Here is a 22,416-nt window from a genome sequence, read left to right as displayed (position 1 = left end):
CAAGCAGGTTATAAACCTGCTTGCCAGAATGCCTCACCAGCTGCAATAGGGTCATTTGTCTTTTCGAGTGTTTCAATCCAAACAGGATATTGACGAATGACCGGATGCTGACTTGGATGAAAATCTTTTTTAAACCAGTCTAGATATTGGCTTTTCATGGCTGTTAATGTGCCATTTTTACCGAAAAACCAAGGCAAACCTTTAAGTGTCATCAACAGTCTTTCTCTAGAACTAAAACCATCACATTTCAACATGACATTGGTGCGATAAAGCGTAAAACCAAACATCAATACTGTTGTAGCAACTAATACAAAGCGACGAGTTGACTCTGGTACTTCACCGACTTGTTTCATTACATCAAATGCAACATCTCGATGCTCCATCTCTTCAATGGCATGCCATGCAAACAGTGCTCGAACATACGGATGTGCATTTTCCAATGTTTTTTTGTTGCTATAAAACGTCTCTGCCATTAAAGCTGTTAAATGTTCTGCCGCGGCTGTCATGGCAATGTTGTATTGAGGTGAGCGTTTTGTCAGTTCAAAACGGAAAATCCTTTTGAGGGTGGTTGTGAACTGGTCAACGGGCATGCCTTGCTCTTTCATGATCTGATTCATTTTGTCATGAGCAATACCGTGTTGAGCTTCTTGTTTAATAAAGTCCACAACTCGTCTTTGTAGTTCTGGATCATCAATTTTGTCACGGAACATACGAACACATTCAATAAAATAACGCTCTCCATCTGGAAAGGTTAAGCTGAGTGCATCGAACATACGAGTCAAAAAAGGATCATTATTAAACCAAAAGCGAGGTGCTTCGTTTAAATGAAAATCTAGATCTTTACGAACCACTGGATCGACCTGATAAGAAACATGTGCGTTCATATTTTTATTTCTCGCATCTAACTTGTTCACTAGTATGTCGCGACTGGTCGGCTTTGTTTTGACAGTTATTGCCAATTTTTATACAGTTTACGACAAGGTGGCAGTAAAAAAAGGATGCGCCATGCAGGAGTTTACGATTTCAAATGGTTATTTTTACCTTTGGAATACTTACTTAAAAGAAAAGGGGATGGACTGGCAGGCATTAAATCTAACAGATGTTCAGGTTCGCCAAGTTCAAAACATTTTATCTGCATCTATCGATGCTCAATCACCTTTAACTTTTTTTCTTGAGCTTTTAGAGCTGACCGAATCTCGATTACAAGTTTCCAATTTAGCTTTGGAAATGGCGACTTGTATTACACCTGCCAATTTTGGTGTATTGGGATATATGGCATCCCGAAGTGGTAGCTTTGCAGAGGTTCTTGAATATATCATGAAGTTTCACCGTCTGGTGATTGACGGTGAGCAAGTCGTGCCTATGCAAATCGAGCAAGATGCTTCTAAAATTCGTTTGTATTGGCCGTTGGTTGATGACAGTAATATCATACTCTGTGAATTGACCTTGGCAGCTATGGTACAACTTGCTAAACAAATAGCCCCACTGCATGATTTTCTCTTGCAACAAGTTGAGTTTGTGCACAGCGCACGTGGTCCGTTAGTGCACTATCAGCGCTTCTTTCAATGCAAATTATCATTTGGGAAACCTTACTATGCATTAACTTTTGCAAGTGAGGGACTAAGTATTCGCCCTCAACATGCAGACCCGACCTTAATGCAACTTTTAGTGAAACAGGCAGAAGAGGCGTTAGCTCAGCGTAAAATACATACAGATTTAGCTCAGCAAATCCATTGGATCGTACATGAATATTTTAAGCAAAGGCAGCAAGCCCCTAAAATAGAAGATATTGCCATCGAGTTGAATATTTCAGTGCGAAGCTTGCAGCGTCAGCTACAGTCATTAAACACTTCATTTAAATTAATTTTAGATGCAGAGCGCATGAGACGTTGTGAAATACTCCTCAACCAAAATGCAAGCCTCACTTTAATTGCTGAACAATTGGGATATTCGGACCAGTCGGCACTTGCACGGGCCCATAAAAATTTGACAGGGCAAACTTTACTCACAAGAAAAAGGCAATTACAGCTAACCCATAAAAATGCAGAGAAATAGCCTTTTTGTGGCGATTTTCTATTTAGATGACGATCTAATAATGGTTCGAAAATAGGAAGCTTTGATCATTGAGAAAAGTTTCAAAATATTGATAAATGTACGCCATGGGTTGTATGAATCATACAATCGAATATCGCCATAACGTTAGAGCTGTTCAATGGACAAAAAATAGCGTTAAAATGCGATGTTCTTGTATTTCTACAAACAACTCCTCAATTTTAAATAATTCAAGGAAAGCACAACCCTATGTCACGTCTTGCCACCCGTTTTGAAAAGCTTAAGTCCCAACAACGTAAAGCGCTTGTATCTTATGTTATGGCGGGTGATCCACAACCGCAAGTAACAGTTCCGTTACTGCATAAAATGGTTGCGGCAGGAGTAGATGTCATTGAGCTTGGTTTACCATTTTCAGATCCAATGGCTGATGGTCCGGTAATTGCGCTTGCAGCTGAACGTGCGCTTGCAGCAGGGACTAACACATTAGATGCTCTCAATATGGTAAAGGAGTTCCGTGAACAGGATCAGGATACACCTGTTGTTTTAATGGGTTATTTGAATCCGGTTGAAGTGATTGGTTACGAGAAGTTTATTTCTCATGCGAAACAGTGTGGTGTAGATGGCTTATTGCTGGTGGATTTACCGCCAGAAGAGTCAAAAGAGTTTGCTGCTGTGTTGAAGCAACATGACATGGATCAAATCTTCTTGCTCGCGCCAACTTCTACAGACCAACGCATTCAACATGTGGCAAATCAGGCAAGTGGATTTATCTACTATGTTTCACTCAAGGGTGTAACAGGAGCAGCAACACTAGATACGGCAGAAGCTGCTGCACGTATTCAGAAAATCAAAAATGCCACTGATATTCCAGTGGGTGTTGGTTTTGGTATTAGTGATGCCGCTTCAGCAAAAGCAATGGGTAGTGTTGCTGATGCTGTGATTGTGGGTAGTGCTTTCGTTAAAAATTTTGCAACGTTGGCAGCGGATGACGCTGTTGAACAGACGGTGAATAAAGTCAAGGAGCTTCGAGCAGCGCTCGATGAGTTAGTATGAATCAAGAAGTGAAATCAGGGAAAGTTCTTAGCCCTGCGACCCCATGGACACAACGTCCGGTTCCAGGTATTGAAGTCGCAAATGAGCAACAAATTCTCAAAGCAACATTTACTGAGCCAACGATTGAATGCCCTGAATGTCATGCTCTAGTGACACGTACAGCAATCTCTTTCAATGCGTATGTTTGTCCGCAGTGTGATGAACACTTACGAATGAAAGCTCGTGATCGTTTAAATTGGTTCTTCGACAATGTAGTAACTGAATTGGGTCAAGAGTTTAGCGCGAAAGACCCGTTAAAGTTTGTCGACACCAAGCCATATCCAGATCGTATGCGTGAAGCACAAAGCAAAACTGGTGAAACAGAAGCTTTAATTGCAATGCAAGGCAATTTAAATGGCGTTGATTTGATTGCATGTGCTTTTGAGTTCGACTTTATGGGCGGCTCTATGGGTACTGTAGTGGGTGACCGTTTTGTTCAGGCTGCCGAACTTGCTATTGCAAAACGTCAACCATTAGTCTGTTTCGCAGCTTCTGGTGGCGCACGTATGCAAGAAGGCATGTTGTCTCTTATGCAAATGGCGCGTACTTCAGCGGCGATCCAAAAATTAAAAGATGCAGGTTTACCTTATATCGTGGTGTTAACACATCCGGTGTATGGCGGTGTTACAGCTTCTTTAGCAATGTTAGGTGATATTCATATTGCTGAACCGAAAGCGATGATCGGCTTTGCAGGTAAACGTGTAATTGAACAAACTGTACGTGAAACATTGGAAGAACCATTCCAACGTGCAGAATATTTGCTTGATCATGGCGTAATCGATCAGATTGTTCATCGTCATGCTTTACGTGATACTGTATCTCGACTTGTATCGAAATTGATGAACTTACCTTGAATCAACAAGCTCCACTTTCAATAGACTCTTTAGATACATGGCTCAATTATTGGAGCCATGTTCACGTTACAGGGATAGATCTTGGTCTGGAACGTGTAATTCCTGTGGCAGAAAAGCTGGGCGTAACCCAGCCTGCTGCCAAAGTTTTTACAGTAGCCGGAACGAATGGTAAAGGCTCAACTACAACTACACTAGCTGCTATATTAAATGAGCAGGGCTACAAAGTTGGGTTATATCAGTCACCCCATATCTATCGCTTTAATGAGCGAGTCAAATTAGGTGGAGTCGAAGTCGATGATCAAAGTCTGATTGATGCTTTTGTTCAAGTCGATCAGGCTCGTCGCGATTGTGATTTAAGCTTATCTTTTTTTGAAGCAACCACTTTGGCTGCTTTTGTCATTTTTAAACAACAGCAATGCGATGTATGGGTGCTCGAAGTCGGTTTGGGCGGGCGCTTAGATGTTGTTAATGTAATTGATCCCAATGTTGCGATTATTACTAATATTGGCCTAGATCATACCGATTGGTTAGGCGATACCATTGAAAAAATTGCTTTTGAAAAAGCAGGCATTATTCGTCCACAAATTCCGGTTGTCTTTGCTGGCGAACAACTTCTACCTCAAGCAATTCAAGATAAAGCAGAAAGCACACAAGCAATTTTATATACCGTTAATCGTGATTATTTTTATAAACTCGCTGATGATGGGCAAAACTGGTACTTTGCTTCAGAAGGAACCACTTTAAAGCTTCCTTTAGGTGGTTTAGCCATCGAAAATATTGCGGGAGCGGTTGCAGCCATTTTAAATAGCGGACTTGAAATTTCTCAGTCTGCTTTAGAAAAAGGTATTCAAGCTGCACGTTTAGCAGGGCGTTTTGAACAGCGTCAAGTGGAAGGGAAAACGGTAATTTTTGATGCCGGACACAATCCACATGGTGTTGAATTTTTGTTAAAGCAATTGCGAAATTTCTTAGAATACAATAAACAGTACACAGAAGTTGTCGCAGTATTTTCAATGCTGGCAGATAAAGATATAAAATCAGTAGTCGATTTATTGAAACCTACTGTTTTACATTGGAAAATTGCTGAGTTGAATGTGCCGCGTGCTGCATCGATTCAGCAACTCAATGATGCCTTGCAAGGTCAGACAGTACAACAATATGGCAATATCAAAGAGGCATTTAAATCAGCGCTTGAGCAAACAAATAACAATCAGCTGATTTTGGCCTGTGGTTCGTTTCATACTTTAGAAGCGATTTGGGAGTATTTGGAAGAATGTCAATGAATAACAAACAACGCTGGATGGGTGGTGTTGTTTTACTGGGTGGTGGTGTTTTATTGGCAGCATTACTTCTAAAAGGAAATGAAGAAATAAAGCAGGTTGAAGTTCAGCCAGACGCATCCACAGCGCCAAAAACTCAAACTAAGCCAAAGCAAGCAACCGAAGGACAAATGGTACAACTACAACCTCTAGCGGTTGATGTTGAAACAGAAAAGCGTTTGCTAGAAGAACAGCGTCGTTCTCGTGAAAAAGCTGTTGCAGAACAAGAAGCACGTGCGGCTGAGTTTTTAGCAATGCAACAGCAAGCTGAAGCCGATGCTGCTCGTAAAGCGGCTGCCGAATATGCTGCGATTAATGCACGTCGTACAGCAGCTCAAGAAAGTTCAGATAATATTCCACCAGAGTTAGTGGGTGAGGCGAAAGCTAAAAACCAGCAAACTAACGTGGCTAATAAAACAACTGATACTTTAAAAATAGAAGCTGATAAAAAAGCAGCTGAAGCAAAACGACAAGCAGAAGCAGCTAAAAAAGCAGCCGAAGCAAAACGCCAAGCAGAAGTAGACAAAAAAGCATCAGATACTAAACGACAAGCGGAAGCCGATAAGAAAGCGGCAGATGCTAAGCGACAAGCAGAAGCTGATAAGAAAGCAGCTGAAGCAAAACGTCAGGCAGAAGCTGATAAGAAAGCAACTGAAGCAAAACGTCAGGCAGAAGCAGATAAGAAAGCATCAGATGCTAAACGCAAAGCAGAAGCTGATAAAAAAGCTGATGCTGAAAAAGCGCGAGAGCTACTTGAAAATGGCGATAAAAAGTGGATGGTGCAAGTTGCATTGGCTGCTAACCAAGCAAATGCAGATGCAGTTGTTTCTAAATTACGAGCTAAAGGCTACAAGGTAACTACGAGCCAAACCAGCAAGGGAGTCCGTATTATGGTTGGACCAGCGAAAGACCGTGATACAGCAGATGCAGCCCGTAAGAAAATTACTTCTGATTCAAGTTTAAATATGAAATCGGCTTGGGTAATTGACTGGGTGCCGCTTGATCAGCGATAACGGCTGATCATCCCCTAAATCAAATCAGGAACACTTCAAATGCTTTATTCTTGTGAGGAGTGTTCCATTCAATAGGGGGGGCTTGAAGATGAATACAACGATCAAAATATTAGAACGATTTGTTTTTGCACAAGATTCAGTGATTAGTGCACTGTCTGGAGTTGCTTGTGTGGGGGATGATGTTTATTTTGTTGGTGATAATCTCCCTTATTTATTAAGAATCAATCGAACCCAGAACATGGCCGATGCAACGGTCTTTGAAAAAATTCCATTATTTGATCCTTCAGAGCAAATACCGCTAAGTGCATTAAGCAAAGAACAGAAGCCTGATTTTGAAGCTTTAACCTCCATAAGTTGGAACGGACAATCACAGCTTTTGGTGGTGGGCTCGGGTTCTACAGAAAATCGAAAACGAGCATTACTCTATAACCCTGCCAATGATCAGGTCAGAACTTTCTTGGATGCGGTTGATTATGATTTTTTGCAGCATCAGGTTGAATTAACAGGCGGGGCTGATCTCAATATAGAAGCCATATGTTCAGATCATCGTTATTTCTATATCTTTCAACGTGGTAACATAAATCTCCATCATGGGGTTTTAGTCTTTGATTTAATCAAAATTCAAGCAGGAAAATCCTTAGAAAATGCACTTATACATTCGCTCAAACTAAGCTTAGCTGAGCTTGATGGTTCAGCAAGTGGCATTTCAGATGCTTGTTTTTTAGCGGATAAAAATTTGATTGTTGCTACAGCTGCGGTCGAACAAACACTCAATACCTATGATGACGGTGCTGTCTTAGGAAGTTTTATTTTGGTGTTTTCGCCTGATGGTAAAGCTTTAGTGACTCATTTGATTCAAGATGCGAAAGGACAGACGCTGCCAATCAAGGTTGAAGGGATTACTTGGTTAGAGTCGAGATCCGATGGCGAAGTCTTTTTATTAGTGACAGACAGTGATGGTGGTGATTCTGAAATTTTGAAGGTATTACTTAGCAACGCCGCTTTGGGAAAATCATAAAGTTAAATCATATTTTTGATGATCATTTATCTTTAAGTATATGTTTTTATATGTAATTGATAAGAATGAAAACAATAAATAAGTTGGTGATTGAGCCAACTTATTTGCCTAATAATCGAGTTTGCATACAAAAGCAATCCAGTCTTTAGCTGTTGGAATTCGACAGTTGTTGTTGAGTCCATTTTACATTTTCAGGTGTAAATAGGCGGTCAATGTTCTTCCAGATAATATGATAGCCATAACCGCCTTGTTTCATTTCTTTAACCGCATCATCAATTGCCCAATTCTCAAAAATAATACGATACATGGCAACACTGGCTCCTGTACGGTCTGAACCATGGTAACAGTGCAATAAAACACGTTGATTATTCTGTTTGGCAATCTTAATTTGTTGCATGACTTCTAACAGATCTTGTCGGTCAATTGCCCAAGTGTTGATAGGAATATGTGCAAGGTTAAAATTTTCATTTTTAAAAACTAAATCATCTGCTGCTTTGGCTCTTAGGTTAATAATAGTTCCAATTTGATGATGTTTTAACTCGGGAATCATCGTTACATCTGGTTGTTCACTGCGAAAAACAGTATCACTAATCTGATAAAAGTTATGATTCTGAGAGACTAAAGTGCCCCAGTCTTTTGGTCGTTGCTCATGGGCAATACTTTCATGCTGCATACATCCCTGTAAATTTATACAGATGGCAAGTGTGATGAGTGATAATTTTTTCATGTTTGATACCGGTTAAGCTCATAAGGATCATGAGCACAAATTATTTCAATCGTTGGCTCATGTTGAGCTAAATGCTGTAAGCGTTTGAGGTTAACAAGACGTTGCTCATTATCTTCTGCAAATGTTTTTTCCAGCAAATTAAGTGATCTTAATTTATTTTTAGGGTTTAACTCTAGGTGTGAGTAGTACGCATCCCCACAAAATAATAACCATTGATTTTGTTGCTTTATGGCAATGCCACAATGACCAGCTGAGTGACCCAATAAAGGCACCATTAAAATTTCATCTTGAAAAAGAGGAAAGCCTTTTACCTTTTCAAGGTTAAACCATGCTTCACCTTGCTGATATTCAACAAAGTTCCAGTAACGATGGTCTTTATATTGATTGGTTCTATAGCGAAGTTTGCCCTTAAGATTTGGAAGTTGGGCCGCGTTATATTCTGCCGCTAAAACATGAACTGTGGCATGTGGAAAATCTGAAATTCCACCTGCATGATCAAAATCAAGATGAGTAACAAATATATGTTGTACATCCTTAGGACTAAATCCGAGCTTTTGGATTTGCTGGATGGCACTAAACTCGAGGTTAGTCTCAATTTTGCCTAAACGTTGGACTAATGAACCTAGTCGCTGCTTCATATGTAGGTAATCTTGCAGCCCAAAGCCTGTATCAATAAGCACTAGACCTCGATCGGTTTCAACCAGAAGGCAATGGCAGACAACTTCAGCCCGGAAGCCTTTTTGTCCAAAGAGTGGGGCACAAACTGGGCACATGCTGCCGCACTTTAAATGATGAATTTTATAGATCATGATTTTTATTTTTTATACCGAATCGCTTCGAGTTATAACTGATCTGGGCAGTAAAAACCATGTGTATTCAATACATAAATAAAAAGCCATCACGTTGGATGACTTTTTAGGGTGTGATATTTACTTAAGATTTTCTAAAAATTTGGTACTTATTTTCGATGCTCTGTTATGAACTTTTTAACTGGTTACGTATGTGCTGCTGACAGTTTTTATTCGAAAAGTTTCGAATGTTTGCCTACGCACTTCGTTTGTCTTGTAGCGAACTTTTCAAATGCTTGCCTACGCACTTCGTTTGTCTTGTAGCCAACTTTTCGAATGCTTGCCTACGCACTTCGTTTGTCTTGCACTTCGATTAAAGCCTTTTTTAAAGGCTTTTAAAATCACTACATAACTGTTGGCTTTATTAGGAAACTTTCAAATGTTTGCCTACGCGCTTCGCTTGTCTTGCAAGCAATAAAAACCTTTAGTCGGTTTTATTGCTTTCAGGCTGTGGTGTTAAGCGTAAATAAGGTTTAACCGCTGTATAGCCTTTAGGGAAGCGCTGTTTAATTTCTTCTTCATCTTTAAGTGATGGCACAATAACGACATCTTCGCCTTGTTGCCAGTTCGCTGGCGTCGCTACTTTATGCTTGTCAGTTAATTGTAATGAGTCAACAACACGTAAGACTTCATTAAAATTTCGGCCTGTTGAAGCAGGGTAGGTAATGATTAAGCGAACTTTTTTATTCGGATCAATAATCACTAATGAACGTACTGTCAGTGTTTCACTGGCATTTGGATGAATGAAACCATATAGCTCAGAGACTTTACGATCTTTATCTGCAATGATTGGAAAATTTACAGTTGTATTTTGTGTTTCGTTAATGTCATTGATCCATCCCTTATGAGACTCTACATCATCTACTGACAAAGCAATCGCTTTAACATTACGCTTCGTAAATTCATCTTTTAATTTTGCTGTATAACCTAACTCTGTTGTACATACGGGCGTATAGTCGGCTGGATGTGAAAATAAAATTCCCCAACTATCCCCTAGAAAATCATAAAAATTAATTGTGCCTTCACTCGATTCTTGTTGAAAATCGGGGGCTGTATCTCCTAATCGTAGTGTCATGATCGTTCCTCAATTGCTCATAATTTGTTATTCGATCCAATGAATATGCAGCATTATCTTTATGATTAAAATTATTGTTTTTGTATTTTATTATGAGTTTTTTATATAAGTGTAAATATATATGACTAAAACTCACTATTTTATGTGCTTAATCAATGTAACTTTAAGGTAAATTTGCTAAATTAGATTTCTCGGAAGTTATGCTTAATAGATGAGCGTTAATGTTACGTTTTTAGGTGCAAGGTACATTACGGGGGACTAGGCGAATGATAAAACCATTCGTCTAACTATCAGATTTTTTTTAGGGGTTTTGTGCAAAACCCTTGTACTTCAAATTTCTGGCACCATAATAAACGACTGAGAAAAAGTTTATTCATTTGACCAAGCAAGATTTAGAGAGTTTATCCATGTTGGCAAGTCTGATCGGAGGTATCTTCGGTACAAAAAATGAGCGCGAACTCAAACGCATGCGCAAAATTGTTGAGCAAATCAATGCGCTCGAGCCGACGATATCAGCTTTAAGCGATGCAGACTTATCTGCAAAAACTCCAGAATTCAAACAACGTTATAATAATGGCGAAAGTTTAGATAAATTACTTCCAGAAGCGTTTGCAGTGTGTCGTGAAGCTGCCAAACGTGTAATGGGCATGCGTCACTATGACGTTCAGCTTATTGGTGGTATTACCTTACATGAAGGTAAGATTGCCGAAATGCGTACCGGTGAAGGTAAAACCCTTATGGGTACTTTGGCGTGTTATTTAAACGCATTAAGTGGCGAAGGCGTTCATGTCATTACTGTGAACGATTATTTGGCACAGCGTGATGCTGAGTTGAACCGCCCATTATTTGAATTTTTGGGTTTATCTATTGGTACGATCTATTCAATGCAAGGTCCGTCTGAAAAAGCGGAAGCTTATCTTGCTGATATTACTTATGGTACCAATAACGAATTCGGTTTTGACTACTTACGTGACAACATGGTGTTTTCTTTAGCAGAAAAGAAACAACGTGGCTTGCACTATGCCATTATCGATGAAGTTGACTCAATCTTGATTGATGAAGCACGTACACCATTAATTATTTCTGGTCAAAGTGAAGACTCTTCACATCTTTATGCTGCAATCAATACGATTCCCCCTAGATTACGTCCGCAAAAAGAAGAAAAAGTTGCAGATGGTGGACATTTCTGGATCGATGAAAAACAGCGTTCAGTTGAAATGACTGAAATTGGTTATGAAACTGTTGAACAAGAACTCATTCAGATGGGCTTGTTGGCTGAAGGTGAAAGCTTATATTCAGCAACAAATCTAAGCCTTGTTCATCATGTGTCTGCTGCTATCCGTGCACATTTCTTATTCCAACGCGATGTTCACTATATTATTCACGATGGCGAAGTCGTGATTGTTGATGAACATACTGGCCGTACAATGCCGGGCCGTCGTTGGTCAGAAGGTTTGCATCAAGCAGTTGAAGCGAAAGAAGGTTTAGAAATTCAGCCTGAAAACCAGACTTTAGCGACCACAACATTCCAGAACTATTTCCGTCTATATAAAAAGCTTTCAGGTATGACAGGTACTGCTGATACTGAAGCTGCGGAAATGAAAGAAATTTATGGCCTTGATGTTGTGATTATTCCAACTCACCGCCCAATGGTACGTAATGACCAAAACGATTTAATTTATTTAAACCGTAATGGTAAATATGACGCGATTATTCAGGAAATTACGAATATTCGTGAGCAAGGTGTGGCACCGATTCTTATTGGTACAGCGACCATTGAAGCCAGTGAAATTTTATCTTCTAAGTTAATGCAAGCTGGTATTCATCACGAAGTGTTGAATGCAAAACAACATGAGCGTGAAGCTGACATTATTGCTCAAGCGGGTAGCCCGAATGCAGTAACGATTGCAACGAACATGGCGGGTCGTGGTACAGACATTATCTTGGGTGGTAACTGGAAAGCGAAACTTGCCAAACTTGAAAACCCTACTGCTGAAGATGAAGCACGTCTGAAAGCACAATGGGAACAAGACCATGAAGATGTATTGCAATCAGGTGGTTTGCATATCATTGGTTCTGAACGCCATGAATCACGTCGTATTGATAACCAGTTACGTGGTCGTGCGGGTCGTCAAGGTGACCCTGGTGTTTCTCGTTTCTATTTGTCTCTTGAAGATGACCTTATGCGTATTTTCGCAGGTGACCGCGTAGTTGGAATGATGCGCGCGATGGGTCTACAAGAAAATGAAGCGATTGAACACAAAATGGTGAGTCGTTCAATTGAGAACGCTCAGCGTAAAGTTGAAGCTCGTAACTTTGATATTCGTAAAAACTTATTGAAATACGATGATGTGAATAATGAACAACGTAAGATCATTTATTCACAACGTGATGAAGTTTTAGCTGAAAATACCTTAAAAGAATACGTCGAAGAAATGCATCATGAAGTGATGAAAGGCGTGATTGCTAACTTTATTCCACCTGAGTCAATTCATGACCAGTGGGATGTTGAAGGTTTAGAGAATGCTTTACGTATCGATTTGGGCATTGAGCTGCCAATTCAGGAATGGTTAGACCAAGATCGCCGTCTGGATGAAGAAGGTTTAGTTGAACGAATCAGTGATGAAGTGATTGAACGTTATCGTCAACGCCGTGCTCAAATGGGTGCTGAATCAGCAGCAATGCTTGAACGCCACTTCGTTTTAAACTCTCTTGATCGTCATTGGAAAGATCACTTAGCTGCAATGGATTACTTGCGTCAAGGTATTCACTTACGTGGCTATGCGCAAAAAAATCCTGAACAGGAATACAAGAAAGAAGCTTTCAACTTGTTTGTAAATATGCTCGGTATTATCAAAACTGATGTTGTGACTGATTTGTCTCGTGTACATATCCCAACACCAGAAGAACTTGCAGAAATGGAAGCCCAACAGCAGCAGCAAGCTGAATCGATGAAGCTTTCTTTCGAGCATGATGATGTTGATGGTTTAACTGGAGAAGTTACTGTTTCTCAAGAAACCATGAACGAGTCTGCCGATCAGCAAGCTTTCCCTGTTCCAGAAAGCCGCAATGCGCCATGCCCATGTGGATCTGGATTAAAATATAAGCAGTGTCACGGTAAGATCTAATCTGCCTTCACAAAAAAAGCAGAACAACTGTTCTGCTTTTTTTATGTTTGTAGTAAGCCTGTGAATAATGTTTGCAGTTTTAAGCATTAAATGCTATTTACTTCTCATCCAGAGTGTATGTTGGAAAGACAATGAAAAAAGTATTACAACCTTTATTTTTAACTGTTCTTGCTGTGCCTAGTTTTGTTTTCGCAGCAGAAGCAGCTTCAGCCCCTCAAACGACAACGGTTGATAAAGTACTTGCAGCAAAAGGGCCAACTTCGGCTCAAGCTGTAGTGAAGCAAGAAAATACAACAGTGATTAGCCCGCGTACAGGTATTCGCTATACGTTAGGTAACACAGCTAATCGCCCAATTATTTTACAAACCACTGCGATTGCTCCGGCAAACTCAGCAAACATTAATCGTATTGTGGCAACTAACCCTGCTTTATCTGCGAAGAGCCAAGAAAAAGCAAAAGTGGCTTTAATTGGTGAAGCAGCTGTAGCAGGAGCAGCCGCCGTTGCAGCAAGCAATGTAGCAGCTCCAGCATCAATAAATTAAGCTGTATCTATAAAAAAAGCCGGTCAATCATGAACCGGCTTTTTTATATAAGAATTTCTAGTTTTTAGATCTGATTATTCACATCATCATTTTTTGTTTCACGAATGAATAAAAAAGCGATGAGTGATAGAAGTGATGCCGCAGTAAGATAATAACCAACTGCATATAAACCATAAGTTTCAGCAAGTTTAGTGGCAATGAGTGGAGCAAAAGATGCACCAAAAATACCTGCCAAGTTAAACGTTAATGCTGAACCCGTATAACGAACTGAAGTTGGGAAAAGTTCCGAAAGAACTGTACCAATCGGACCATAGGTCAAGCCCATAATCGACAAGCCTGTACATAAGAAGAGAAAGACGATTAACGTATTTCCAGACTCTAACATGCTAGAGAAGAACAAACCGAAAATCGCAGCAGCAATACAAACACAAATAGAAGTGGCTTTACGTCCAAATTTTTCTGCAAAAATAGCTGATAAAGGAATGAATGCAGCGAAGCACAGTGTGGCAAAGAGTTGAAGTTCTAAGAACTCACCACGCGCATAGCCTAATTTGGTAGTTCCCCAGTTTAAGGCAAATACGGTTGTAAGATAGAACACCACAAAAGTACAGATTGCTGCAATCGTACCAAGTACAAGTTTACCTGTATGTTTGGTTACGACTTCTTTAAATGGAATATTGACTTCTTTTTGCTTATCCAAAACTTTTTGGAATGCTGGAGTCTCATGGAGTTTCAAACGGATATATAAGCCAACAATCACTAATACAGCACTTGCAATAAAGGGAATACGCCAGCCCCATTGCATGAATGCCTGCTCAGGAATGGCTGCACCCAATAATAAAAATGAACCTGTTGCTAAAATAAAGCCAATTGGAGCCCCAAGCTGTGGGAACATGCCATACCATGCGCGTTTACCCTCAGGTGCATTCTCTGTCGCAAGTAATACAGCACCGCTCCATTCACCACCTAAACCTAAGCCTTGCCCTAGACGGCATACAGCTAATAGTAATGGAGCGACAATTCCAATCTGTGCATATGTTGGAAGTAAACCAATACAGACTGTTGAAATACCCATGGTGAGCAAAGCTGCAACTAGAGTGGCTTTACGACCAATACGGTCTCCTAAATGACCGAATAATGCTGCACCGATAGGACGGGCAATAAAGGCAATGGCGAAGGTTGCTAAAGATTGTAATACTGCGGCACTGCCACTACTAGCAGGGAAAAACAGGTGAGGAAAAATAATAACGGCAGCTGTTGCATAGATATAAAAGTCGAAGAACTCAATGGTTGTACCGACTAAGCTTGCAAACAAAACCCGCGCTTTTGAATTAGTGGCTACTGCCGGAGCAGCAGTCGCAGAAGTTGACTCCATATAAGACCTTATATCAGTTAAAATTTATTTTTAATTTACTATTCTTTTTAAAGACATATTTTTCTCAAAGAATAGCGTGAAAGAACATCATCCATGACTCTTTCAGGATCACTGAATAAGAGTGAAAAATGAACTAAACAATGTACCAATAGATCGCAAGAAAGTGTGCTCCTGCACCTAAAAGCACAAAAATGTGCCAGATCGCATGGGTATATCTTACCTTTTTTAACGCGTAAAACAATGCTCCAACCGTATAAGCTAACCCGCCAATAATCAAGAAAATCAATGCGTCTTTACTTAAATAAGTACGCATATCATCCATTACAAAAACGGCAAGCCATCCCATTACAATATAGGCCAGCAAAGAAATTTTTTGAAAACGATGAATAAAAACTAACTTGAAAAGTGTACCAATTGCAGCAATGCTCCAGAGTGCAATAAGCAGAATATGGGCTTTTTGTGTAGGAATCGCGATGCTTAAGAAAGGGGTATATGTTCCAGCAATTAAATAATAAATAGCAGTGTGGTCTAGTTTCTTATACCAGTAACGTAGATTTTGTGTTTGAGCAAAGTGATAGAGAGTTGAACTCGTGAAAACCAGAATTAGACTAAATGAGTATACCCATAAACCCACCCATTGAGCAGTTGGAAGATAAGATCCCTTCATAATTAAAAAGATAGAAGCAATAACTGCCATAACGACACCAGCTCCATGGCTGTAAGCGTTAAGTAGTTCCTCTTTAGGATCGTAAGTTTCCACCACAGATTTACTCATGAGTTTAATTTTTTTGATTAAAAATACAAATGTATAGAAATACAAAACAGTCGTAAAGTTATTTTATTTTTAATCCTAGACCCTTTAAACTTCTATTTTATATGAGTCTTCATTTTTTAGGTATATCCGTGTCGGTTTTCTCCTTTGAGCAAGAACAGCAATTCTTTTATGAAATCAAACAAATGCTTGATGAGCAGACTTTTGAGCGTTTGATTTTGAGCCAATATAAAGGAGAGTTGGAACAACTGGAAAAAATCACTTTCCGTGTTGTAGAGTTACATGGACAAAAGCAGCTTTCGGCTTTATATCACTATACGACCCAAGATGTGACCAAAAATTATTCATTTGAAGAGGGCTTAGAACAGATTGCAGCACTTTTAGTGCAGTGTAAGCAAGCGAACTTATTTTCAACTACTCAAGAAATTCAACTTAAAAAAAATAAGAAAAAAGCCCTATTAAATATGGGTAAAAAGCTGGCTGTAAATGCGCCACAAACGGTTCAGGCGCATGATCGTGAAAAGCAACGCTATGTACAGCAAGGCAATGCATTTCTAAAAGAGCTTGGTATTACCGATGAAAAAGGCCAAATCATTCCAAGCATGGCCCGTAAATGGAAACAGATAAATAAATTTATTGAAATTTTTGCGAGCGCCTATGAACAGATTGACGCATCTCAGCAAGAGTTACGGATTGTCGATTTCGGTTCGGGTAAAGGCTATTTAACTTTTGCTTTATATGATTATTTGCAAGAACAACAAAAAACACCTCTGATTACCGGCGTTGAATTACGCCCAAATCTGGTTGAATTTTGCCAAAAAGTTGCAGATAAAGTTGATTTCAATCATTTAGATTTTTTTGAAGGTGATGTACGTAGTTATCAACCGGAAAAGTTAGATGTCATGATTGCCTTGCATGCTTGTGACATTGCTACCGATTTTGCGATTCATACTGGCATTCGTTTAAATGCATCAATGATTATGTGTGCTCCATGTTGCCATAAAGAGTTGCGCCCACAATTACATAGCCCAGAAGTGTTACAACCCATGCTACAGTTTGGTATTCATGCTGGTCAGCAAGCTGAAATGTTAACCGATACATTACGTGCATTACTTTTAAAAGCTTATGGCTATGAAACCAAAGTTTTTGAGTTTGTATCGCTTGAACATACCAGTAAAAACAAAATGATTCTGGCGACGAAGCGTAAGGATGTTACTCAGCCTGATGCCAAGATCATGGCTCAAATTCAAGCCTTGAAAGACATGTATGGTATTAAAAAACAAACTCTAGAATTGTTATTACAAGACCAGTTGCCTATCGAGAATATTGGTTGTAAGTGTTAAGCAGGTTAACCCATGTATAAAATTATAGCGGGTGGGTGGGAGCAGCTTGAGAAAGATGCCAAGCTCATTCGTGAGCAGGTTTTTATTCAAGAACAGGGAATTGCCCCTGAAGATGAATGGGATGATTTGGATGCCATGGTTTTACACTTTATTGTGTATGACCGTGAGCAACCAATTGCTACAGCGCGATTGTTGCCACAGCATAGTGTAGGACGTGTTGCTGTTTTAATGCCTTATCGAAAGCAGGGTATAGGTAAAATTTTAATGCAGCATATTATTGAATATGCGCGTCATCATAAATTACCTTTCCTAAAGCTTTCAGCTCAAACTTATGTGACCGCGTTTTATGAAGCATTGGGCTTTGTAGTTCAAGGCGAGGAATATCTAGATTGTGGTATCCCACATATTGATATGACTTTAGAGTTAAATTGAGACTTCTTTTTAGAAATCTCAATTTGGCATTATTTCATTGCATTCCAGCTTTCAATGGCTTGTAAGCCTGTCTCTAAACCGACTTCATAGCTATAGCGAAGCTTTTTCGGATTGGTGCTTAAACGACCTGCCATATTCTTAAGGGGTGGCGGGCAAATTTCTAAAATTTGCTGGTCTGGGTTAGAACCACGGACAAAATCTACTGAAGCATTATATCGAGCACAACGGCTACGTAAGCTGTTTGCAAAACCATAATGATGTTTAAACGCATATTTCGCGAGGAATTGATCCCCTCTACTACTGGCTTTAAAGTAATTTTTTGGGCGAGTGCGTAAAACTAACAGTTTTTTGACATCACTTTGCTGAGCCGTCCAGCGAACAGGTAGGGCATCTGCAACGCCACCATCAAAGTATGGTTCACCCATAATGTCGACTGGGTGGCGAGTTAAAACTGGAATCGAGCTAGACGCACGAAGCGCATTCAACAAGTTGTCTTTACCCGCACGAAGATATTCAGCATGACCTGTTTTGGCATGCGTCAACACCATATAAAAATCAGGATTTTTGGCAAAAAGACTTTGCTGATCAAGTGGATGTTCTTTTTCACCAACTTCCCACATCCATTCTAAATCAAGTAAATCGCCGCCTTTAAAAAAGCGTTTGTAATCGATAAATTCAGGACGGAGGGAGTGATCAATATAAAACGTTAACGTGCGGCCTTGTTGACCTGCTAAGTAGTTTGCAACGTTGGTGGAACCAGATGATACTCCAACGTATAGATCGAAAGGATTGAACTGTTGCTGTAAAAAAGCATCAAGTACGCCACTGGTAAAGGCACCACGCATGCCTCCACCCTCTACAACAAGTGCATTACGGGAAAAATCTGTCATTTGATATCTAATTACTGAGTTGAGTTCTGATGTTCTTTCATATCCATTTCAGACATGTTGTCACTATGTTGAGCGTGTTGCTCTGTGGCATTTTCAGCTTTTTGCTGCATTTGCTCTTGTTGTGCTTTGCGCTGAGCCCCTGGCATATAGTCAGGTTCATTACTCATCGCTAAATAGAAAAAGCCAAGGAAAATCGCACTCAAAACACCAACGATCAGAACAAATTTCCAACCTAAAATTGCTGACTCGGAAGAATTTTTATCGGACATAAGGATTTCTCGAATGTGCTTTAGAAGCACAAAAATGAAGTCTATTTATAGCATATTTAGGCAGGAGGCTGAAATCTTAAAGGTCATAAAGAAAAACCCATATAAATAAAATATATTTATATGGGCAATGTTTATGCAGTTTTTAAATATCCAATAAGTCTAAATTATTGAATATTTTGTTTCTGCTCAGCTTTGGTTTTTAGCAAAGTTGGAGGTGTAAAACGTTCACCATATTTGACAGCTAATTCTTCAGCTCGTTTTTGTGCTTTATCAGTACCATATTGGTTGAGGAACTGGATCGCACCTCCCGTCCAAGGAGCGTAACCAATACCAAAGATAGAGCCAACATTGGCATCAATAACCGACTCCAAAACACCTTCTTCATAACAACGAAGGGTATCTAAGGCCTGTACAAACAGAATGCGATCGATTATATCTTGTTCAGAAATGTCGTGATCTTTTTGCCAGCGGTTTAAACCTTCCCATAAATGCTTTTTACCATTTTCTGGATATTCATAGAAACCTGCTCCAGCCGCCTTACCTTTACGGTTTAACTCATGAATCATGGTATGAACGACCTCATCGACAGAGGTCTTAGGCAAATCTTTCCCTTCAGCTTGCAAAGCTTTACGTGCTTCACTGGCAACATGTTCGGTTAAAGTTAAAGATACTTCATCTTGAATAGCGAGGGGACCTACAGGCATGCCTGCTTTAAGCGCTGCCATTTCAATACGCGCTGGATGAACGCCTTCGGCAAGTAAGCGCATACCTTCTTGAATAAAAGTACCAAACACACGACTGGTAAAGAAGCCACGACTATCATTGACAACAATAGGCGTTTTTCCAATTTGTTGTACAAAGTCGTAGGCTTTAGCAAGTGTGTCGCTTGAAGTGTTTTTACCTTTAATAATCTCAACCAACTGCATTTTGTCGACTGGGCTAAAGAAATGTAGTCCAATAAACTTTTGGTCATCTTTACTCGCTGTCGCCAAACCTGTGATTGGTAGGGTGGAAGTATTCGATGCAAAGATTCCACTTTCAGCTAAATATTGTTCAGCTTCTTGAGTGACTTTGGCTTTGAGCTCTTGGTTTTCAAATACTGCTTCAATAATGAGATCACAGCCTTGTAAGTCTTGTGCTGAGGCAGTTGCTGTAATGAGGGATAATACTTGGTCACGTTTTTCTGCGGTCATACGGCCTTGAGAAACGCGTTTATCAAGGAGTTTCTGTGAATAGGCTTTGCCTTTTTCAGCATTTTCAACAGATACATCTTTTAGTACAACAGGAATGCCTTTAATTGCGGTTGAATATGCAATACCAGCACCCATCATGCCTGCACCTAACACACCAACTTTGGTGGCTTGCCATTTTGCAACATCGGCAGGGCGGCTAGCACCAGACTTAATTGCATTTAGACCGTGCCAGAAAGTGCCGATCATATTTTTAGAGATCTGACCCGTGGTGAGTTGGGTGAAGTAACGAGATTCGATGCGTAAAGCGGTATCTACATCGACCTGAGCGCCTTCGACTGCTGCTGCCATAATTGCTTCAGGAGCAGGGTAACAACCTTTGGTTTTGTCTCTTAACATGGCTGGGGCAATAGCAAGAACTTGTGCAACTGCTGGAGTCTTTGGATCGCCACCCGGAATTTTATAACCCTTCACATCAAAAGGTTGTTGAGACTTGGGATAGGCTTTTACCCATGCGATCGCTTTATCTAAAAGCTCTTGTTCGTTTTCAGCAGTGTCATGTATCAGACCTAAAGATTTTGCTTTATCGACACCAAATTGCTTGCCTTCCATTAAGAAAGGAAATGCATTTTGTAAGCCAAGTAGGCGTACCATGCGGACAATACCACCGCCACCTGGTAACAGGCCTAAAGTGACTTCAGGTAGGCCGAACTTACTTTTTGGGTCATTAATGGCAATGCGGTGATGGCAACTTAATGCTATTTCCCAACCGCCACCAAGCGCTGTGCCATTTAAGGCTGCAACTACGGGAATACCTAATGTTTCAATGGTACGTAAATGGCCTTTTAACTTTTCAACCATGTTGAAAAAATCAGTGGCATGTTCAGGCTGAACCTGAATAAGCTCATCTAAGTCGCCGCCTGCAAAGAAAGTTTTTTTGGCTGAGCGGAAAATAACGCCCGCAAGTGCTGTTTCTGCTTTTAGTTTTTGGGTTGCTTCATCAAGCGAGTCACGAAACTCGGCATTCATGGTATTTGCAGATTGACCTGTTGAATCAAGCGTTAAAATGACAATGTTATCGGCATTTTTTTCGTATTGGATTGCACTCATCTTTAATATCCCTAATCTTTATACGCGTTCAATAATGGTGGCAATACCCATACCACCGCCAACACAGAGCGTCGCTAAACCGCGCTTTTTATTTTGACGTTCAAGCTCATCAAGTAGCGTGCCTAAAATCATGGCACCCGTTGCACCTAATGGATGGCCTAAAGCAATCGCACCGCCATTTACGTTAACTTTTTCTGGTGGAACATTGAGTTCATTGATAAAACGCATTACAACTGCTGCAAAGGCTTCATTGACTTCAAACAAATCAATATCATCAATGGTAAGACCAGCTTTTTCTAAGGCTTTACGTGCAGCAGGAGCAGGGCCAGTAAGCATGATCGTTGGGTCTGTCCCTACGAGTGCAGTCGCCAAAACTTTAGCGCGTGGTTTTAAGTTTTGTTCTTTCACGGCTTTTTCTGAGGCCAATAAAACAACAGCAGCTCCATCGACAATGCCAGATGAGTTACCTGCATGATGAACATGATTGATTTTTTGTGCTTCAGGGTATTTTTGTAAGGCGATGGCATCAAAACCCATTTGTCCCATCATTTCAAAACTTGGGTTGAGTTTAGTCAGTCCTTCAACTGTCGTATTTCCTTTAATAAATTCATCTTTTTCTAAAATCACCACACCCGAGTGATCTTTTACTGGAACCACTGATTGATCGAAATAGCCATTTGCCTGAGCTGCTGCAGCTTTTTGCTGAGAATTTACTGCAAATGTGTCTACATCTTCGCGAGTATAACCATCTAAGGTTGCAATGAGGTCAGCCCCCACACCTTGTGGAACAAATGATGATTTAAGGTTTGTTTCAGGGTCTAACGCCCACGGCCCGCCATCTGAGCCCATTGGAATGCGTGACATTGACTCGACGCCACCAGCAACCACTAAATCTTCCCAGCCTGAGCGAACTTTCATTGCTGCCATGTTAACTGCTTCTAAACCTGAAGCACAAAAACGATTGATTTGCACCCCAGCAACATCATCATTCCAACCTGCTGCAATGGCGGCTGTTTTTGCAATATCACCGCCTTGGTCACCAATTGGCGTTACACAGCCCAGAACAATATCGTCGACTTTAGACGTATCGAGTTGATGACGCTGCTGTAATTCGTTTAATAAAGTGGTAAGTAAGGTAATTGGTTTTACTTCGTAAAGAGAGCCGTCTTTTTTTCCTTTTCCGCGTGGTGTGCGAATGGCATCAATAATATAAGCCTCGCTCATAACAGTTCCTTTTTTATTGCTTAAAATTTATTTGTGTTTTGAGTGTACTGGTTTTAATAGCGAGTGCAATGACGATAAGCGCACCAGTCAGGTGATGATTTTTGCCAATAGAGATACAAAAAAGCCCAAGTTGAACTTGGGCT

Annotated in this window: 20 protein-coding genes; 10 read left to right on the top strand and 10 right to left on the bottom strand. The window is 40.2% G+C overall.

What is annotated here, in order from left to right; translation table 11 throughout:
* Nucleotides 1-8 precede the first annotated feature (8 nt).
* The gene (locus tag F936_RS18185; protein WP_005050101.1) at nt 9-884 is read right to left on the bottom strand and encodes a metal-dependent hydrolase; all 876 of its coding nucleotides are present in this window, start codon (nt 882-884) and stop codon (nt 9-11) included.
* Between the two features lie 121 nt (nt 885-1,005).
* Between F936_RS18185 and F936_RS18180 the strand changes: the two genes are divergently transcribed.
* The 6 genes from F936_RS18180 to F936_RS18155 all read left to right on the top strand — a co-directional run bounded on the left by F936_RS18180 (nt 1,006) and on the right by F936_RS18155 (nt 7,348).
* On the top strand, nt 1,006-2,055 hold the full coding sequence (locus F936_RS18180; protein WP_005050099.1) for an AraC family transcriptional regulator: 1,050 nt from the start codon (nt 1,006-1,008) through the stop codon (nt 2,053-2,055).
* Between the two features lie 246 nt (nt 2,056-2,301).
* Nucleotides 2,302-3,105, top strand: coding sequence for a tryptophan synthase subunit alpha (trpA, locus tag F936_RS18175; RefSeq protein ID WP_004638922.1), 804 nt, complete (start codon nt 2,302-2,304; stop codon nt 3,103-3,105).
* The gene (gene accD, locus F936_RS18170; protein WP_004638923.1) at nt 3,102-3,998 is read left to right on the top strand and encodes an acetyl-CoA carboxylase, carboxyltransferase subunit beta; all 897 of its coding nucleotides are present in this window, start codon (nt 3,102-3,104) and stop codon (nt 3,996-3,998) included. The genes trpA and accD overlap by 4 nt, the downstream gene beginning before the upstream one ends.
* Entirely contained in the window at nt 3,995-5,281 is a 1,287-nt protein-coding gene (folC, locus tag F936_RS18165; protein ID WP_005050096.1) for a bifunctional tetrahydrofolate synthase/dihydrofolate synthase, read from the top strand. The genes accD and folC overlap by 4 nt, the downstream gene beginning before the upstream one ends.
* Nucleotides 5,272-6,330, top strand: a complete 1,059-nt coding sequence (locus tag F936_RS18160) for an SPOR domain-containing protein (protein ID WP_005050092.1) — start codon at nt 5,272-5,274, stop codon at nt 6,328-6,330. The genes folC and F936_RS18160 overlap by 10 nt, the downstream gene beginning before the upstream one ends.
* An 88-nt stretch (nt 6,331-6,418) precedes the next feature.
* Entirely contained in the window at nt 6,419-7,348 is a 930-nt protein-coding gene (locus F936_RS18155) for a DUF6929 family protein (protein ID WP_005050090.1), read from the top strand.
* 145 nt (nt 7,349-7,493) lie between these two features.
* On the opposite strand, the gene F936_RS18150 is transcribed toward F936_RS18155, so the two are convergent.
* From F936_RS18150 to F936_RS18140, 3 genes are all read right to left on the bottom strand, one after another.
* Nucleotides 7,494-8,075, bottom strand: a complete 582-nt coding sequence (locus F936_RS18150) for a dual specificity protein phosphatase family protein (RefSeq protein ID WP_016801731.1) — start codon at nt 8,073-8,075, stop codon at nt 7,494-7,496.
* Nucleotides 8,072-8,884 carry an MBL fold metallo-hydrolase gene (locus F936_RS18145; RefSeq protein ID WP_176580073.1) on the bottom strand — a complete coding sequence of 271 codons (813 nt, stop codon included), beginning with the start codon at nt 8,882-8,884 and terminating at the stop codon, nt 8,072-8,074. The genes F936_RS18150 and F936_RS18145 overlap by 4 nt, the downstream gene beginning before the upstream one ends.
* A gap of 463 nt (nt 8,885-9,347) precedes the next feature.
* Entirely contained in the window at nt 9,348-9,998 is a 651-nt protein-coding gene (locus tag F936_RS18140; protein WP_005050084.1) for a peroxiredoxin, read from the bottom strand.
* Between the two features lie 407 nt (nt 9,999-10,405).
* On the opposite strand from F936_RS18140, the gene secA reads away from it, so the two are divergent.
* On the top strand, nt 10,406-13,126 hold the full coding sequence (gene secA, locus F936_RS18135; protein WP_005050081.1) for a preprotein translocase subunit SecA: 2,721 nt from the start codon (nt 10,406-10,408) through the stop codon (nt 13,124-13,126).
* Nucleotides 13,127-13,257: 131 nt separating this feature from the next.
* A complete protein-coding gene (locus tag F936_RS18130) occupies nt 13,258-13,668 on the top strand; it encodes a hypothetical protein (RefSeq protein ID WP_005050079.1) in 411 nt (136 codons plus the stop codon).
* Between the two features lie 64 nt (nt 13,669-13,732).
* Here the strand turns inward: F936_RS18130 and F936_RS18125 are convergent, their stop codons facing one another.
* Both F936_RS18125 and trhA read right to left on the bottom strand, forming a co-directional pair.
* On the bottom strand, nt 13,733-15,043 hold the full coding sequence (locus tag F936_RS18125; RefSeq protein WP_005050077.1) for an MFS transporter: 1,311 nt from the start codon (nt 15,041-15,043) through the stop codon (nt 13,733-13,735).
* A 133-nt stretch (nt 15,044-15,176) separates the two neighbouring features.
* Nucleotides 15,177-15,818 (bottom strand): PAQR family membrane homeostasis protein TrhA, encoded by a 642-nt coding sequence (trhA, locus tag F936_RS18120; RefSeq protein ID WP_035359563.1) that lies wholly within the window; start codon nt 15,816-15,818, stop codon nt 15,177-15,179.
* A 128-nt stretch (nt 15,819-15,946) separates the two neighbouring features.
* Here trhA and F936_RS18115 point away from each other — a divergent pair, with 128 nt between their 5' ends.
* Nucleotides 15,947-17,158, top strand: coding sequence for a class I SAM-dependent methyltransferase (locus F936_RS18115; RefSeq protein ID WP_005050073.1), 1,212 nt, complete (start codon nt 15,947-15,949; stop codon nt 17,156-17,158).
* A 12-nt stretch (nt 17,159-17,170) separates the two neighbouring features.
* Nucleotides 17,171-17,590: a GNAT family N-acetyltransferase gene (locus tag F936_RS18110; protein ID WP_005050071.1), complete on the top strand. Its 420-nt coding sequence runs from the start codon at nt 17,171-17,173 to the stop codon at nt 17,588-17,590.
* A 29-nt stretch (nt 17,591-17,619) separates the two neighbouring features.
* On the opposite strand, the gene F936_RS18105 is transcribed toward F936_RS18110, so the two are convergent.
* The 4 genes from F936_RS18105 to F936_RS18090 all read right to left on the bottom strand — a co-directional run bounded on the left by F936_RS18105 (nt 17,620) and on the right by F936_RS18090 (nt 22,273).
* Entirely contained in the window at nt 17,620-18,480 is an 861-nt protein-coding gene (locus tag F936_RS18105) for a patatin-like phospholipase family protein (RefSeq protein ID WP_005050068.1), read from the bottom strand.
* A gap of 11 nt (nt 18,481-18,491) precedes the next feature.
* Nucleotides 18,492-18,749, bottom strand: coding sequence for a hypothetical protein (locus F936_RS18100; protein WP_005050066.1), 258 nt, complete (start codon nt 18,747-18,749; stop codon nt 18,492-18,494).
* 164 nt (nt 18,750-18,913) lie between these two features.
* The gene (locus tag F936_RS18095; RefSeq protein ID WP_005050065.1) at nt 18,914-21,049 is read right to left on the bottom strand and encodes a 3-hydroxyacyl-CoA dehydrogenase NAD-binding domain-containing protein; all 2,136 of its coding nucleotides are present in this window, start codon (nt 21,047-21,049) and stop codon (nt 18,914-18,916) included.
* Nucleotides 21,050-21,067: 18 nt separating this feature from the next.
* Nucleotides 21,068-22,273: an acetyl-CoA C-acetyltransferase gene (locus F936_RS18090; RefSeq protein WP_003655241.1), complete on the bottom strand. Its 1,206-nt coding sequence runs from the start codon at nt 22,271-22,273 to the stop codon at nt 21,068-21,070.
* Nucleotides 22,274-22,416: the final 143 nt, after the last annotated feature.

The sequence above is a fragment of the Acinetobacter calcoaceticus DSM 30006 = CIP 81.8 genome, assembly GCF_000368965.1.
GTDB lineage: Bacteria > Pseudomonadota > Gammaproteobacteria > Pseudomonadales > Moraxellaceae > Acinetobacter > Acinetobacter calcoaceticus.
Note: the sequence above shows the minus strand (reverse complement) of the source record. Positions and strands in the feature narration are given on the sequence as shown.